The sequence below is a fragment of the Bradyrhizobium sp. Ec3.3 genome (assembly GCF_000472925.1).
Taxonomy (GTDB): Bacteria; Pseudomonadota; Alphaproteobacteria; order Rhizobiales; family Xanthobacteraceae; genus Bradyrhizobium.
The window spans coordinates 174,263-187,880 of the sequence record NZ_AXAS01000018.1; the positions used below are offsets into that span (position 1 = coordinate 174,263).

Annotated in this window: 16 protein-coding genes; 8 read left to right on the forward strand and 8 right to left on the reverse strand. The window is 63.2% G+C overall.

What is annotated here, in order from left to right; translation table 11 throughout:
* Nucleotides 1–116 precede the first annotated feature (116 nt).
* Nucleotides 117–1,229 (forward strand): NADH:flavin oxidoreductase/NADH oxidase, encoded by a 1,113-nt coding sequence (locus YUU_RS0120505; RefSeq protein ID WP_027524088.1) that lies wholly within the window; start codon nt 117–119, stop codon nt 1,227–1,229.
* Nucleotides 1,230–1,374: 145 nt separating this feature from the next.
* Nucleotides 1,375–1,791 (forward strand): hypothetical protein, encoded by a 417-nt coding sequence (locus YUU_RS0120510; protein ID WP_027524089.1) that lies wholly within the window; start codon nt 1,375–1,377, stop codon nt 1,789–1,791.
* A gap of 109 nt (nt 1,792–1,900) precedes the next feature.
* On the opposite strand, the gene YUU_RS0120515 is transcribed toward YUU_RS0120510, so the two are convergent.
* Both YUU_RS0120515 and YUU_RS51250 read right to left on the reverse strand, forming a co-directional pair.
* A complete protein-coding gene (locus tag YUU_RS0120515) occupies nt 1,901–2,149 on the reverse strand; it encodes a PilZ domain-containing protein (protein ID WP_027524090.1) in 249 nt (82 codons plus the stop codon).
* A gap of 350 nt (nt 2,150–2,499) precedes the next feature.
* Nucleotides 2,500–3,861 carry a DUF2235 domain-containing protein gene (locus YUU_RS51250; protein ID WP_051389814.1) on the reverse strand — a complete coding sequence of 454 codons (1,362 nt, stop codon included), beginning with the start codon at nt 3,859–3,861 and terminating at the stop codon, nt 2,500–2,502.
* A 259-nt stretch (nt 3,862–4,120) separates the two neighbouring features.
* Between YUU_RS51250 and YUU_RS0120525 the strand changes: the two genes are divergently transcribed.
* A complete protein-coding gene (locus YUU_RS0120525; protein WP_245288058.1) occupies nt 4,121–4,666 on the forward strand; it encodes a hypothetical protein in 546 nt (181 codons plus the stop codon).
* Between the two features lie 430 nt (nt 4,667–5,096).
* Here the strand turns inward: YUU_RS0120525 and ftsZ are convergent, their stop codons facing one another.
* The 3 genes from ftsZ to YUU_RS51255 all read right to left on the reverse strand — a co-directional run bounded on the left by ftsZ (nt 5,097) and on the right by YUU_RS51255 (nt 7,364).
* Nucleotides 5,097–6,353: a cell division protein FtsZ gene (gene ftsZ, locus YUU_RS0120530; protein ID WP_027524092.1), complete on the reverse strand. Its 1,257-nt coding sequence runs from the start codon at nt 6,351–6,353 to the stop codon at nt 5,097–5,099.
* A 52-nt stretch (nt 6,354–6,405) separates the two neighbouring features.
* Nucleotides 6,406–6,918: a hypothetical protein gene (locus YUU_RS0120535; RefSeq protein WP_027524093.1), complete on the reverse strand. Its 513-nt coding sequence runs from the start codon at nt 6,916–6,918 to the stop codon at nt 6,406–6,408.
* Nucleotides 6,919–7,172: 254 nt separating this feature from the next.
* The gene (locus YUU_RS51255) at nt 7,173–7,364 is read right to left on the reverse strand and encodes a hypothetical protein (RefSeq protein WP_035662860.1); all 192 of its coding nucleotides are present in this window, start codon (nt 7,362–7,364) and stop codon (nt 7,173–7,175) included.
* 184 nt (nt 7,365–7,548) lie between these two features.
* On the opposite strand from YUU_RS51255, the gene YUU_RS0120545 reads away from it, so the two are divergent.
* The 3 genes from YUU_RS0120545 (at nt 7,549) to YUU_RS0120555 (ending at nt 8,501) form a co-directional block, all read left to right on the forward strand.
* Nucleotides 7,549–7,833, forward strand: a complete 285-nt coding sequence (locus YUU_RS0120545) for a hypothetical protein (protein ID WP_027524094.1) — start codon at nt 7,549–7,551, stop codon at nt 7,831–7,833.
* Nucleotides 7,826–8,122, forward strand: coding sequence for a hypothetical protein (locus tag YUU_RS0120550; RefSeq protein WP_027524095.1), 297 nt, complete (start codon nt 7,826–7,828; stop codon nt 8,120–8,122). Before YUU_RS0120545 ends, YUU_RS0120550 begins: the two co-directional genes overlap by 8 nt.
* Before the next feature lie 100 nt (nt 8,123–8,222).
* Nucleotides 8,223–8,501, forward strand: coding sequence for a DUF1488 domain-containing protein (locus YUU_RS0120555; protein WP_027524096.1), 279 nt, complete (start codon nt 8,223–8,225; stop codon nt 8,499–8,501).
* A gap of 129 nt (nt 8,502–8,630) precedes the next feature.
* Here YUU_RS0120555 and YUU_RS51260 read toward each other — a convergent pair whose 3' ends face one another.
* The 3 genes from YUU_RS51260 to rpmB form a co-directional block, all read right to left on the reverse strand.
* Nucleotides 8,631–9,827, reverse strand: coding sequence for an ATP-dependent endonuclease (locus tag YUU_RS51260; RefSeq protein ID WP_198031787.1), 1,197 nt, complete (start codon nt 9,825–9,827; stop codon nt 8,631–8,633).
* A gap of 94 nt (nt 9,828–9,921) precedes the next feature.
* Nucleotides 9,922–10,251 (reverse strand): AAA family ATPase, encoded by a 330-nt coding sequence (locus YUU_RS60295; protein WP_198031788.1) that lies wholly within the window; start codon nt 10,249–10,251, stop codon nt 9,922–9,924.
* 224 nt (nt 10,252–10,475) lie between these two features.
* On the reverse strand, nt 10,476–10,784 hold the full coding sequence (rpmB, locus tag YUU_RS0120565; RefSeq protein WP_027524097.1) for a 50S ribosomal protein L28: 309 nt from the start codon (nt 10,782–10,784) through the stop codon (nt 10,476–10,478).
* A gap of 482 nt (nt 10,785–11,266) precedes the next feature.
* On the opposite strand from rpmB, the gene YUU_RS0120570 reads away from it, so the two are divergent.
* Together YUU_RS0120570 and YUU_RS0120575 are read left to right on the forward strand one after the other, a co-directional pair.
* Entirely contained in the window at nt 11,267–12,118 is an 852-nt protein-coding gene (locus tag YUU_RS0120570) for a DUF3108 domain-containing protein (RefSeq protein WP_027524098.1), read from the forward strand.
* 185 nt (nt 12,119–12,303) lie between these two features.
* Nucleotides 12,304–13,344, forward strand: a complete 1,041-nt coding sequence (locus tag YUU_RS0120575) for an IS110 family transposase (RefSeq protein WP_027522839.1) — start codon at nt 12,304–12,306, stop codon at nt 13,342–13,344.
* Nucleotides 13,345–13,618 lie beyond the last annotated feature (274 nt).

The window sequence follows — 13,618 nt, forward strand, 5'->3', positions numbered from 1 at the left end:
CCATGTGAGAGCGCAATGCGCCGCGCCGCTAGCCGCCATTCCTCCCGCGCGGCTAGCATTCCGCCTCCCGCCGACTACACTTCCCGCCCATCGCCCCTCCATCCGCCGGAACCCGCATGAGCGCCCTGTTTTCACCGATCGAGCTGCGCGGCCTGTCCTTGAAGAACCGCGTCATGGTGTCGCCGATGTGCCAGTATTCGGCCGAGGACGGCGTTGCCACCGACTGGCACTTCACCCACGTCAATTCGCTCTCCCTGTCGGGCGCGTCCGTGTTCTGCATCGAGGCGACGCATGTCGAGGCGATCGGCCGCATCACGCCGGGATGCCTCGGGCTCTACAGCGATGCCTGCGAGGCCGCGCTGAAGCAGATCATCACCTCGGTGCGAAAACATTCCACCGCCGCCGTCGCGATGCAGCTTGCGCATGCTGGCCGCAAGGGCTCTTCCGCGCGGCCCTGGGACGGCGGGCAGCAGCTGGCGGAAGCTCAAGGCGGCTGGCAGACGGTTGCGCCAAGCGCCGTGCCGCACAAGGGGGGCGAGGCGGCCCCAACCGCGCTCGACCGCGCCGGCATGATCCGCATCCGCGACGCCTTCGTCGATTGCGCGCGCCGCGCCGATCGGCTCGGCATCGATGCGATCGAGCTGCACGGCGCGCACGGCTATCTCATGGCTCAATTCCTCTCGCCGATCTCCAACCACCGCACCGACGAGTATGGCGGGAGCTTGCAAAACCGCATGCGCTTCCCGCTCGAGGTATTCGACGCCGTGCGCGCGGCGTTCCCGCATGACAAGCCGGTCGGCATGCGGGTGTCCTCGACTGACTGGGTCGAAGGCGGCTGGGACCTGCCGCAGACCATCGAATTCGTCAAAGAGTTGAAGAAGCGCGGTATCGACTGGATCGACGCCTCTTCCGGCGGCGTGTCGCCGCTGCAGAAGATTCCGCTCGGCCCCGGCTACCAGGTGCCGTTCGCGGAGGCCATCAGGCGCGAGACCGGCGTGACGACGATCGCGGTCGGCCTGATCACGGAAGCCAAGCACGCCGAGGAAATCGTCTCCTCCGGCAAGGCCGACATGGTCGCGCTCGCGCGGGCCATGCTCTACGACCCGCGCTGGGGCTGGCACGCCGCCGCCGAGCTCGGCGGTGTCGTCGACGCCCCGCCGCAATACTGGCGCTCGCAGCCCTCGACGCAGAAGGCGCTGTTCGGCAAGACGACGTTCGGGGCGCGGTGAGGGGGCGTGTGTGCGCGATGCGGTGCGCATGAGTTACGACGCCGCTTCCCCGCACCCTCGCATCACCCCTCCGTGACTCTACTAACCTTCCGCCACTCCCGAAATTAGCCTAACCTCGCCATCGCGAACCCCCGCGAGGCCTGCCATGCGCTATGGTGTCCGGAAGTCTGCCCACGTGCTGGAGCGCTGCGGACTGGCGCTGGCGGGGGCGGCGTGCGGCCTGTTCGTCGGCGCCTATGTCGGGTCGGCGATCCCGATGCTGACCACGCAGGGATTTCTGGTGCTGATGATGGTGCTGGGGACGATCGGCTTCTATCTCGGCATCGACACCCCGCAGCTTCCCTTCGACCAGGCGCATGAGCAGATCGACGCCGCGGAATTCCTGAGCTCGGCCGGCACCCTCTTCGCCAGCGTGACCGCCTTCGTCTCCGTCGCCGTCATCGTGCTGCGCGAGAACCCGGACATCGTCTGGACCTGGCTCGTCTTTCTCGGCTGGATCGCCGGCGTCGCCATGCAGATCGTCGCGGGCGCGAAGGCGCGGTGGCGGAAGGACAAGTCTTGAGCGTGTACGTTTGTGGGGCTATCGCGCCGCGTACTGCGCTTGCGCTCCCGCGATCGAACGCACCGATGATGCGGCGCGTGCTCTCCGTCTCAGCGAGTGTATCGTCCCCCTAAAACACCACCCCGATCCGCGTCCCGCGCTTCCACGCGACGCGGCAGCGTTTGCGCGTGTTGACGTGGAGCAGCTCGAAGCGGTCGGGGACTTTTACCTGGCCGCCGAGATCGACGCAGGCGCCGCCCGGCGAATAGTCGATCAGCGTGCAGTTGATCACCGGCGCCTTCGGGTCCGTGATGATCTTGGCCTGCCGCGACACCAGCCCGCTCGGCTTGACACGTGTAAATCGACGCGGATGCTGCATGTCGCTTGTCCTCCGTACGCGAAATGCGTCCTTGCGGGAAAGAATGGCACAGAGTGTCGCATCATCACGCTAACTGTTGCGCAAGCATTTTAGCGATTCTGCGATGCGATTAAGAAAGCGTTAGCCACGCGCTCCCTGTTCTGTTCGTGTGGCGCGAGCTCTCTCCACACCGTCGTCCTGGCGAAAGCCAGGACCCATACCGCGAGGTCTATCGATTGCGGATTGTGGTAGTACCGAACTCAGAATCTTCGCCAAACCCCTCCCTGGGGTAATGGGTCCTGGCGTTCGCCAGGACGACGATTGAGGATGTGGCGCGCTCCCGCCTCACCTCACATCGCCACTTATCCCCCTTACGCCGCCTCCACCGTCGTCGGCTTTTCCGGCCCGACCGGCATCGGCACGGTGACGAAATCCTTCGGCAGATTCACCGGCCGATACTCCGGCACGTCGGCCATCCGCTTCACCACGCTCTCATGCACATGCGCGCCTTCGGGGATCAGGCGTGGCTCGCAGTCGGGGATGTAGAAGCCGAAATACACCTGCCGCTCCGGCCATTCCTTGTACTTCGCGCTCTTCGGCAGATATTCGAGCACGCGCCAGGCCGGCGTCATCGAATTGTGCAGCTCGCCCGTCACGCTGGGCGCGACGTAAGTGAACGGGCTGTTCTTGCGCTGCACGCCCCAGGCGAGCTGGTTCACCGTGCGTGGGTTGAAATGCAGCCCGGCCATGATCGCCTCGTCGATCATCCATAGCAGCGGATATTTCGACAGCGCGCTTCCGGTCTCGGCATAGCCGCCGCCGACGTCGCAATGCACGCCGGCAAAGTACACCTGCAGAATGTCCTGCGGCTCCTTCTTCTCGTCAGGGACGAAGCGGTTGCTCCAGAACTGCTGCGGCTCGATCCACTCCTTCAGGCGGAACATGCAGCGCCGCTCGTCGATCGCGATCGCCTGCCGGAAGATCTTCACGCTCGGGTTCTGCAGCGTGAACGCAAGCTCCTCCAGGCTCGGCCAGTACAGCCGGTCCGGCCGCGGCACGATTACGCTGGCGACCGTGTCCCAGACGCCGATGAAGCGGATCGTCGGCCAGCGCGAGGAGGTGATGCGCGCGAACTGCGCGGCGAGATCGAAGCGGTCCTGCGGCAGCGGCCCGTCCTCGTCGGCGCCCGCATCGGTGAGCGCGGAGAGATCATTGCCGCGCCCGGTGCCGGAATATTGCTTGTAGGCGATCAGGCCCGAACCTGCGAGGTTCGCCTGCTCCGGCGAGATCAGCCCGACCTTGTGGATCAGCCCCGCCAGCACCCGGACGGTATAGGCGCCGCGCGAGAAGCCGAACAGATAGATCTGGTCGCCCGGCGCGTAGTGCTGGACCAGGAAGCCGTAGGCCGCGAGCACGTTGTCATCGAGCCCATAGCCGGTGGCGAGCCCCAGCACCAGGTTGATGTCGGCCTTCCAGCGGTTCCACGTCGACGGCTCCGTGACCGTGCCGACGCCGGGATCATAGAACACCAGCTGCCGCGGCCGCGTCCTGTCGGTCTTGCGCAGGCAGCGATAGAGCTTGAGCACATTGGAGATGTTCTCGCTTATCTCGTTGCCCGTGCCGTCGCAGCAGATGACGATGTTCTTGGGTTCGCTCCTGGGTGCGGTCGTGTGTTCGGTTTTGGGTTTGTTGTCGGGTTCGGTTTTTGGTTCGTTCTTGGCCTCGTGCTCCATCGAAGCGTCCCCTCCGATCATGCTACCGGGCGAGTATAGCGGAATTGGATGACAGCGAGCATCGGCTGTTGAAATTAACCGCTTGTTAACCATGCGGTCGCCTAATGTGGACGATTGGGGGCTCACCATGTCGGCCCATGCGACGCGACCGAAGTTGATGCCTGTTTCGGCCGATCCGGCCATCCGGTCGGTGGCGAGACTGGCGGTTCGCGCCAAGGCCGTCCTACAGACCAAAACGGCTGTCCTACGGAGTAACCCAATGTTCGGAAAGGACGACTTAGTGGACCATCTCAGCCGCGATCTCGATCGCGTGCGCGGACGGCGCGATGCACTTGCATCCGAAGCCACGACCCTGACGGCCCAGATCGCCGAACTTGAAACCCGCCTGTCGGAGGAGAAAAGCAGGCGGGAACGCGATCGCGTCTTAAGCGAAATCGAGGCGATAAAAACGCGTGTCAAACAAGCCGCCGGCGCGTTTGGACCTGTCGTCGATGGTCTCGGCAAGGCGATCGAGTCGGCTGCGGCAGTCGTGCCCGAGGCGCGCGAGCTCAATAGTTTTCTGGTGTCGGTGGCGACCGAAATCGACAGCGTGCTCGATCCCCTGTTGCGCGGGCTGGATCAGCGCGCGGATGCGGTGCGCGTCGGCCACGCTGCGCTGGACCTCCCGATTTCGGTCGATGATGCGCCCATCGAACCGCCGAAAGAGAACAACGATCGCCTGCTTCGTTTCACAGCCTGGCTGTCTCGCGACAAGGAGACGGACAAAAAGGAACCAGCGGAAAACCCGCGCAGCACGGTAGCGTGAACGATCGGCGCTGCTTGCGTGACTTAAGAACCTCGTCTTAGCGTTGCTCCTGCCGCAAACTCCGCTGTCGTCCCGGCGAAGGCCGGGACCCATAACCCCAGGGAGCGGTTATGACGCGAAGTTGCCAACCACGAGTCTTCGCCAAACTACTCCCTGTGGGTATGGGTCCCGGCCTTCGCCGGGACGACGGCTTTGTTGCTGCGTCGCCTAGCGGCGGCCCATGTCCGGCATTGGGAGTTGTTGCTTTGCTCCGTCATTCCGGGGCGCGCCTCTTGGCGCGAGCTATGATGCGCAATTGCGCATCTGAGAATCCATTGCTCAACAGTCACTGCGGTCCGATGGATCCCGGGCTCGCGACTACGTCGCGCCCCGGGATGACGGCCTGTTGTTGGGCGCGCTGGTCGCCAAGCAAGCGCTTCTCGCGAACCCCTCAGCTGGCGGTGCGGCGCAGGAAGGCCGGGATATCGAGAATGCCGTCGTCGGTCGCATTGCGCGGAGAAGCGCGGCCGTAAGGATCGAGCGGCCGGGGCGCCGCCTGGCGCGCATAGTCCGGATTTGGCCTTGGCGGTTGCCCCGCTTGTGGGCGGGCCGCCTGCCGGAGCGGCGGGCTTTCCAATTGCGGGAGGGGAGCACTGCGCTCGATGCGATCGGCGATGCGGCGGCTGTCGTTGCGCAGCTTGCCGGCGAGCTGCGTGAGTGAGGTTTCCACCGGCATCTGCTGCGCCGGGTCGAGATTATCTATGCCGGTCGCCACCACCGAGACGCGGACGATACCTTCAAGGCTGTCATCAAAGGACGCGCCGACGATGATGTTGGCGTCCGGATCGGCCTCGTCGCGAATGCGGGTGGCCGCTTCGTCGACTTCGTACAGCATGAGATCCTTGCCGCCGGTGATCGAGATGATGAGGCCGCTGGCGCGCTTGATCGATGGGTTCTCGATCAATGGATTGGAAATCGCGGCGACCGCCGCGGCGAGCACGCGCTTCTCGCCGGACGCCTCGCCCCGTCCCATCATGGCCTTGCCCTTCTCCTTCATGACGGAGAGAACGTCGGCAAAATCGAGATTGATCAGGCCTTCCTTGACGATGAGATCGCTGATGCAGGCCACGCCCGAATAAAGCACCTGATCGGCAAGGGCGAAGGCATCGGCGAACGTGGTCTTCTCGCTGGCTACCCGGAACAGGTTCTGGTTCGGGATGATCAAGAGGGTGTCGACTGTCTTGAGCAACTCCTCGATGCCGGTTTCGGCAGAGCGCATGCGGCGCTGGCCCTCGAAGTAGAATGGCTTGGTGACCACGCCGATCGTGAGAATGCCGAGCTCGCGCGCGGTCCTGGCGACGACGGGGGCAGCCCCGGTGCCGGTACCGCCGCCCATGCCGGCCGTGACGAACACCATGTGTGCGCCGGTCAATTGATCGCGGATCGTATCGATGGCCTCTTCGGCTGCGGCGCGTCCCAGTTCGGGCTGCGAGCCGGCGCCAAGGCCTGCAGTCACCTTCGTGCCCAGCTGGATGAGGCGCTTGGCCTTCGACATGGCAAGCGCCTGCGCGTCGGTATTGGCGACGACGAACTCGACCCCCTGCAGCCCGGCCGTAATCATGTTGTTGACGGCATTGCCGCCGGCGCCGCCGACCCCGAACACGACGATGCGCGCCCTCATTTCGTGAAGATCGGTGATGCCAGCCATTGTTCCCTCGCGTTGGTCCGGCAAGCCGGGGATTAAAAGAAAGTATCGCGTGCTACCTGAAAGCTGCGCGGTCTGCTGCCACGATGGCCGCCGCCAGATGTCCCAATCGAAGCGCGGCCCGTCCCGCGGTCGAGCCGCTGGCACGGCGACCGGTCCGTAAGTCCGCCACTTCATCTTCCAATTGTGCCGCCCACGCATTGGCTGCCATCGTCTCGGCAGCCGCCTGCAGCAGCTCGACGGCGAGGCGATCGGCGCGCTCGCGCTCGCGCTCGAAATCCGCTTTGTAGCCGGCTGCCTTTGCTTCGAGCCGCGCGATCTCCGCCTTGAATGCCTCGCTCTTGAATGCCTCGATCTTTGCCATGGAGGCGGCGATGGGGTCCGCCTGGCGGCCAATTCGCGGGCGCGGCCTATAGCGGAGTTCGGAGAAATCGACGCCTACCCGGGCCTTGCGATCATCCGAACGCGAGCGCGGCAACCGGCGCCGCCTGGCAAGCGAACGAGCGGCCTCGCGCGAGACGTTGAGGCGGGCGCCTAGCTCGGCATACGTCAACAACTCAACGGACATCGGCTGTCATCCTGGAATGAACCGGGAGGCATTTCGGGCTGATGATGGCTGGACGATGACTTGAGGCTAGGCTGCGTTGGTTAATGGACGGTTAACGCGGGGGCGGGCCCCGGCACCGGATTGAGGTTGGCCTGCCAGCGGTGCCATGTCCTCGGCGCGTGACCATGCCGAGGCGGGGCGAGGTTAAGGCAGCACCGTGTGTCGGCTCTCGTCATGGCCGGGCTTGCCGGAACCGCGAGCGCGATGCCTGGCGTCTATTTCTTCTTCGCGGGGCCGAAGTCCGGTTGCCAGGCGGCCTCCTTGCGGCTCGGCGCCGCGGCGATCACCTTGGCCTTTTCCTTCTTCGGTTTCTTGGCTTCGCGATTGCTGCGTTGCTGACCCTTTGCCATGTCGTCCTCCCGTGGTGTGTCGAGTAGCGGAACGATCACCGAGGTCGATGCCGTCAAGAAAATGCGGTGATGCGAAAGCCTACGCTCCTGACTTGCGGATAGCGAGCGCTAAGACGCTGCTGCTGCGCAGCGGCGTTCCGGCGCGGGCCTCGCCTGAGAAAAGCGGTGGCTATTGACGCTGAACGGGCGCACTGTCCGAAACAAGCGGCGGTTGGGGCCATCTCGCGAAAGGCAGGCTTACATGACCATCCGCTCGCGGCGGGAGACCGTCACCTTCAACCATCCGTTCCACATCCGCGGCCTCGCACGGCAATTGCCGCCGGGCGCCTATGAGGTCGTCACCAACGAGGAGACGATCGAGGGCCTGTCCTTCTCCGTCTGGCGCCGCATCGCCACCATGATCGTCGTGCCGGCGGAAGGCGCCCGCGGCGGCGCGGTGGAGATGGTGTCGATCGGCTCGGTCGACCTTGCGGACGCGCAGCGCATCGATGCCAGCGCCTCTGGTAAGGTGCCCGGCGATGTCTGACGAGCCGGTCGATCTCGACGAGCATCGCGGCATGGCCGCCCGCAAGGCGACCGGCCTGCGCCGCGCGTTGGCGGAGGTGGAAAACAATCTGCGGGAGCTGCGCGAGCGCGAGGCCGTGCTGGAGAACCAGCTCTTGACCGTTCCCGCCGCGTCGTGGCCGGAGGCGGCGGCGAAGGCGCGCTACGTGCTCAATCTCTACGCCGCGAGCCTCCCGGCGGAGGACACGCGGCACCGCGCGCTGGTGGCGGCGCTGCTCGACGATTTTGCCCGGCTCGGCGGGGAGGGCTGAGGCGATCCTGGCGGTGCGCCATGCCGGCGCTCCGTGCGGACGCGCGGGCCTGCAACGCGTTTCTCGTTCACAGGATTCGTGTTTACGAGGAGTAAGGCCCATGACGCTCACGAGCGGCCGCTATATCGGCCACGAATACGACAGGATGATCGTGCTGTTCTCGATGCACGACGGCGCGAAGGAGATTCCCTGCGCGATCTCCACCTCCGCGATGGACTATCTCGAGCGCGGCCCGCAGGCCCGCCCCGAGCAGCGCGAAGCGCAGTTCCTGCGCCTGCGCGACCGCATCGAAGCCCGCGCCGCCGGCAAATATCGCGCGACGGAGTTCGAAGGCACGCCCCCGGGCATCGTGCTGCGGAGCATCGACTTTACGAGCTAGGCCAGGATGAGCTTTGGTTGAATCGGTGCAAGCCGTCCCGGACGCTCTTCGTTATTGCCGAGGCCGCAGCTTCTTGAATTTCGCACTGATTGTTTCGAAAAGGGATTCGAACCGGGCTTGGCTCTCGGCTCAAAGAACGGAAGCCGGTTCTTTCACCATTCGAGACATGAATTCGCGGGCTGGCCGGGTCTTGTTGAATTCAAGCTGTGCAGCCGCAAATGCCTCTTCATATCGTTTAACAATCCTTGGAATTTTGGGATTGAGCGAGAGAGCTTTGCCTTTTAGTTCTGAAGCGTACGTCTCTTGAACAAGAGCGCTGTACATGGAAGGGTCGAGCAAATCTTCAATGTCTGCTTCACTAGGAGTAGAAGACGCGAATGCTTCGGTTACAAAAGTGATGGCAGTCTCGCGAACGAGTCTGCTTTTCACTAAGTCGGTCTTCGTCTCTCGTCCCGCCCGATCATCGTCGAGGAGTACCAGCACTCTTAGCTCTTCTGCGGCCAGCAGGGCGGCCATGTAGGACACTCGTCCGGCGCCTCCTACCGGCATAAGCGTAAGCTCCGCCAGTAAAGTTCGTCGCCCACTGGTAGCGAAATGGGCGTTGATTGATGAGAGGATCCAAAAGTCTGTAATGCCCTCCACAATGAGATTGTAGTTTCCAATGAACAGGGTTTGTGAAAGGTGATAACCCAGCGCTGCTTGAAGCGGAAACAGCGTTTTGGAATCGCCGGTGGGCGTGTTGGTTACCGTGGTGCCGGACGAGGGTTGAATATTTACAGTTCTGACGATCTTGATGGCGTCGGCCGGTACCATGAACGGCGAATGTGTAGTGTAGATGATTTGATTTTTGTAGTCTTCCCGGAGATGCTTAAGCAGATCTCCTTGTGATTTGGCATGCAGATAGAGGCCTGGTTCGTCCAAGAGTAGAATTGCTCCATCAGCATTTCCTCCTCTCGTATCAGCCGAAAACGTAATGAAGAACGCGAAGAACCATCGAAAGCCGCGGCTTCTCTCGTCTAAGTTTACTTCGACGGGATATTCAGCATGTGGGTCGGAGACCAAAATATCGAGGTGGGGTCCGTCTAAATTGAATCGCACCATCAAAGTTTGATCTTTCCACAGCCTCCTGATTTCCGCAGTTACAAGCGAGCCAGCTCTGTTTAGAATTTGAGCTCGTTCCTCGTGTTCGTTGCGAATATTGTTGAGGCGCGCTGGATCGAAGTCAGCAACTCTCGCCAATTTCTCGAAGTTATTTTCTCTCTCGATGAGAGACGGATCGTGTCCCCGCCGTTGCGTAAAGGTGTCGAGGTCCTGGTGGCCATTCAACTCGGGGAATTCGGAAACATAAACAAAGATCGGTAGGCATCCCTCGATGAGTTTCTTCGCTTTGTCGAGCGCGGCATCGAAACCCGAGACGCCTCTAGCCCCGCCCGATCTCCACTTCTGAAAGCCTCGGCGAGCCAGGCAATAGTCTCGCTAGCTCGGCACTCTCGCTCTTTGAGAGCTTCCACGTACTAGACACGACCGGAGTGTCCGCCTTGCACTCCTCTAGCCGGCGTCCCCGTGGAAAATCCTTTATCGCGGAGAGAGCCGCACGCCCGGCAGGTGGCTTCAAAGTGGCAAGCGCCAGAATTAGATTGGATTTGCCGCTCTCGTTGCGGCCTACGAGCGACGTGATCTTGTCAATTGCAATTTCGCCGCTGTCATTGATCGAACGAAAGTTCGTTATACGAAACTTGGTAAGCTCCATCGGCCTCCCCCTGCAACCAGAAAGCTACCATAACTTGGATTCGCTACTGGAGAAGCAGCTTGCAACTTTGGAACGAGGAGACAGCCGGTTTTTCCATCCAGATGCGCTTGCGCCGCAAAACAAAAACGGCCGGATCTTTCGACCCGGCCGTCACTCAAACTCAACGCTTCCTAAGCTACGCCACGCGACGCTTACGCGTGCCCCCGGCCCAGCTCGTAGATCTCTTAGCTCGCCTTCTTCTCAGGCTGAGCGCCGCCGACCTTCTTCTCGATCTGGCGCTTCAATTCCAGCGCGCGCGGGGAGAGGTCGCCGGCGCGGGCCTTGACGAGGTAGGCATCCAGGCCGCCGTTGTGGTCGACGCTCTTCAGCGCATTGGTGGAGACGCGCAGGCGCACGTTGCGCTCGAGGGCTTCGCTGATGAACGTCACGTTGACGAGGTTCGGCAGGAAGCGGCGCTTGGTCTTGATGTTGGAGTGGCTGACCTTGTGGCCGACGAGGGGGCCCTTGGCCGTCAGTTCGCAGCGGCGAGACATGTTAAAAACCCTTTCCGTTCCCCCAACGATTTGCGGCGGCCATTCGGGGCGCCACGGGGGTGCAAATTCTCTGTCCTTGCAGGGAGCGGGCGGACGTATAGGGGGGAAGGGGCAAGACGTCAAGTTTTTGGCCGCGCTTTCGACCCAGCCACCGGCGTCATCGCCCGGCTCGACCGGGCGATCCAGTATTCCAGAGGCGGTTGTGATTCAACCGAGAGGCCGCGGCGTACTGGATGCCCCGGTCAAGCCGGGGCATGACGGCGGAACAAGGGGCGGGAGAGGTGACCGAGTACGCGGCCCCGCTCACGAAAACGGCAATGATTGAAATGCCTTACCATCACATAAAGGGCGTAATCGGAGCGGAAAGAGAGGCCGGTTCCAAGCGGCCGGGCGCGGATTGCCCGACCCCTGACATTGTTTGCCGCCGGTTTTGGCTTAAGTACGGGACTGGCGGTATCATCGGATTGCAGCTGAACGTGATCATGCCTCTGTCTTTCTCGCCCCGGCCGCGTGCCTGCGGCTGGCTGGCCCTGACGGTCCTTTGCGGCCTCGGCTGGGATATGGCGCCGGCTTCCGCGCAAGGGCGGCTCGAGGCGCAGTATGAGGCGACGCTGTCGGGCATTCCGGTCGGCCGCGGCGCCTGGACCATCGACATCCAGGACGACATGTTCTCGGCTGCCGCTTCCGGCGGCACGATCGGCATTTTGAAATCCTTCACCGGCGGGTCCGGCACCGGCGCCTCGCAGGGCCGCGTCGTCAACGGCGCGCTGGTTGCGACCGGCTACCAGGCCTCCACCACCACCTCGAAGAAGACCGAGGACATCCACATCGTCCTCGACAAGGGCAATGTGAAGGAGTTCGGCATCGCGCCGGAGCCGTCGGTCGATCCTGATCGTATCGTCGTGACCGAGGCGCATCGCCGCGGCGTCTGGGATCCGATGACGGCTTCGCTGCTGCGCGTGCCCGGCACCGGCGAGCCGGTGTCGCCGGAGGCCTGCCGCACCGGCGCCCCCGTGTTCGACGGCCGTATGCGCTACGACCTGAGGCTCGATTTCAAGCGCATGGAGAGCGTCAAGGCCGAGAAGGGCTATCGCGGCCCGGTCGTGGTCTGCGCGCTCTATTTCGTGCCGGTCGCCGGCTACATCCCCGATCGCCCCGTCATCAAATACCTCGCCGCCCAGCGCAACATCGAGATCGCCTTTGCGCCGGTTGCGGGCACCCGGATCCTGGTGCCGTTCTGGGTGAAGATCCCGACGCCGCTCGGGCCGGCCATGCTGGAAGCCACCAGCTTCATCACCGTCCCCCAGCCGCCCAAGGTCGCGAAGACGCAGTAGGCGTCCCGTAGATGGGGTAACGGGCTCCCGAGAGGCGTTCCTGCCCCGCAAGCCGCGCTCGCTACGGCGCTGTTTGGTGCGCGCGTCGCGCGGCTTGGTTGGAAAGGCAAGCGGTCGTCCCTCACATTGATGGTGTAGCGGAGTCAGGGCCTAAGCCTCGCTCCAAGCATCGAGGAGAGACGACCATGGACTATTATGCCGGAATCGACGTGTCATTGGAATGCTCCAGCATGTGCGTTGTCGATGCGAACGGCAAGATCGTTCGGGAGGCCAAGGTGGCGAGCGAACCGGAGGCGCTGATCGACTGGTTCCGTTCGCTTGGGTTCGGTCTTGCCAGGATCGGACTGGAGGCAGGACCGCTGTCGCAGTGGCTTTACGCGGCGATGAAGCAGGCAGGGCTTGCGGTCGAGCTTCTGGAGACGCGCCACGCGAGCGACGCCTTCAAGGCGATGCCGGTGAAGTCGGATCGCAATGATGCCCGCAACATCGCGCAATTGATGCGGCTCGGCTGGTTCCGGCCGGTGCATTGTAAGTCGATGAGTGCACAGGAGATCCGCGCGATGTTGACGGCGCGCAAGCTGATCCAGGCCAAGCTTCAGGACGTCGAGAACAGCTTGCGCGGGATCTTGCGTGGCTTCGGGCTGAAGGTCGGCAAGACGACGAAGCGCAGTTTTGCAACCCGGATTGGCGAGCTGGTGGCCGGCCATCCGGCCCTCGAGGCGATCGCCGCAGCAACACTCGCGGTTCACATGATTCTGCTGCGCGAGTTCAACGGCTTTGAGAAGCGGGTCCGGGCGATGTCTCTCTTGGATGCCAAGGCTCGGCTGTTGATGTCGACGCCGGCCGTGGGACCGATCATTTCGCTGACTTATGCCAGCGCCATCGATGATCCCACCCGCTTCACCTCGTCGAAGCGAGCGGGCCCACTCTTCGGATTGACACCGAAGAAGCACCAGTCAGGCGAGACCGACTACTCCGGCCGCATCAGCAAAAATGGCGACGCTTCCGTGCGCGAGGCGCTCTATGAGGCCGCCCACATCATCCTGACCAAGCCGATCAAGGGCTGTGCGCAGCTCAAGAGCTGGGCGATGCGGATCGCCAGGCGCGCCGGCATGAGCAAGGCCAAAGTGGCGCTGGCACGCAAGCTCGCCGTGATCATGCTCCGCATGCTCAAGGACAACGTGCCCTTCAATCCGGCCGCCAAGGCAACCGCCGCCGCGGCTTAGCAGAGGAGCGAACAAAGGTTTCGGGCGGGTCAGGACACCAGCCTTCCCGAAGCGGAGTCCCTTCGCCGGGACGATGGATCAGGTCAGGCCGTCATCCGGGTTGTCGACGCATCCCCGATGTGATCACGCGTTCCGTAGATTGGCCGACCTGCTCCTCTCTAGAANCCCATCAGGCGACGGCCACAGCGCCGATCCCGTACAGAAGCAGGTTCCTGGCGAGTGGATGACGCAAAAAGGGATTGACTAACCAGGGCCCGTTACAGAAGCCCGGATG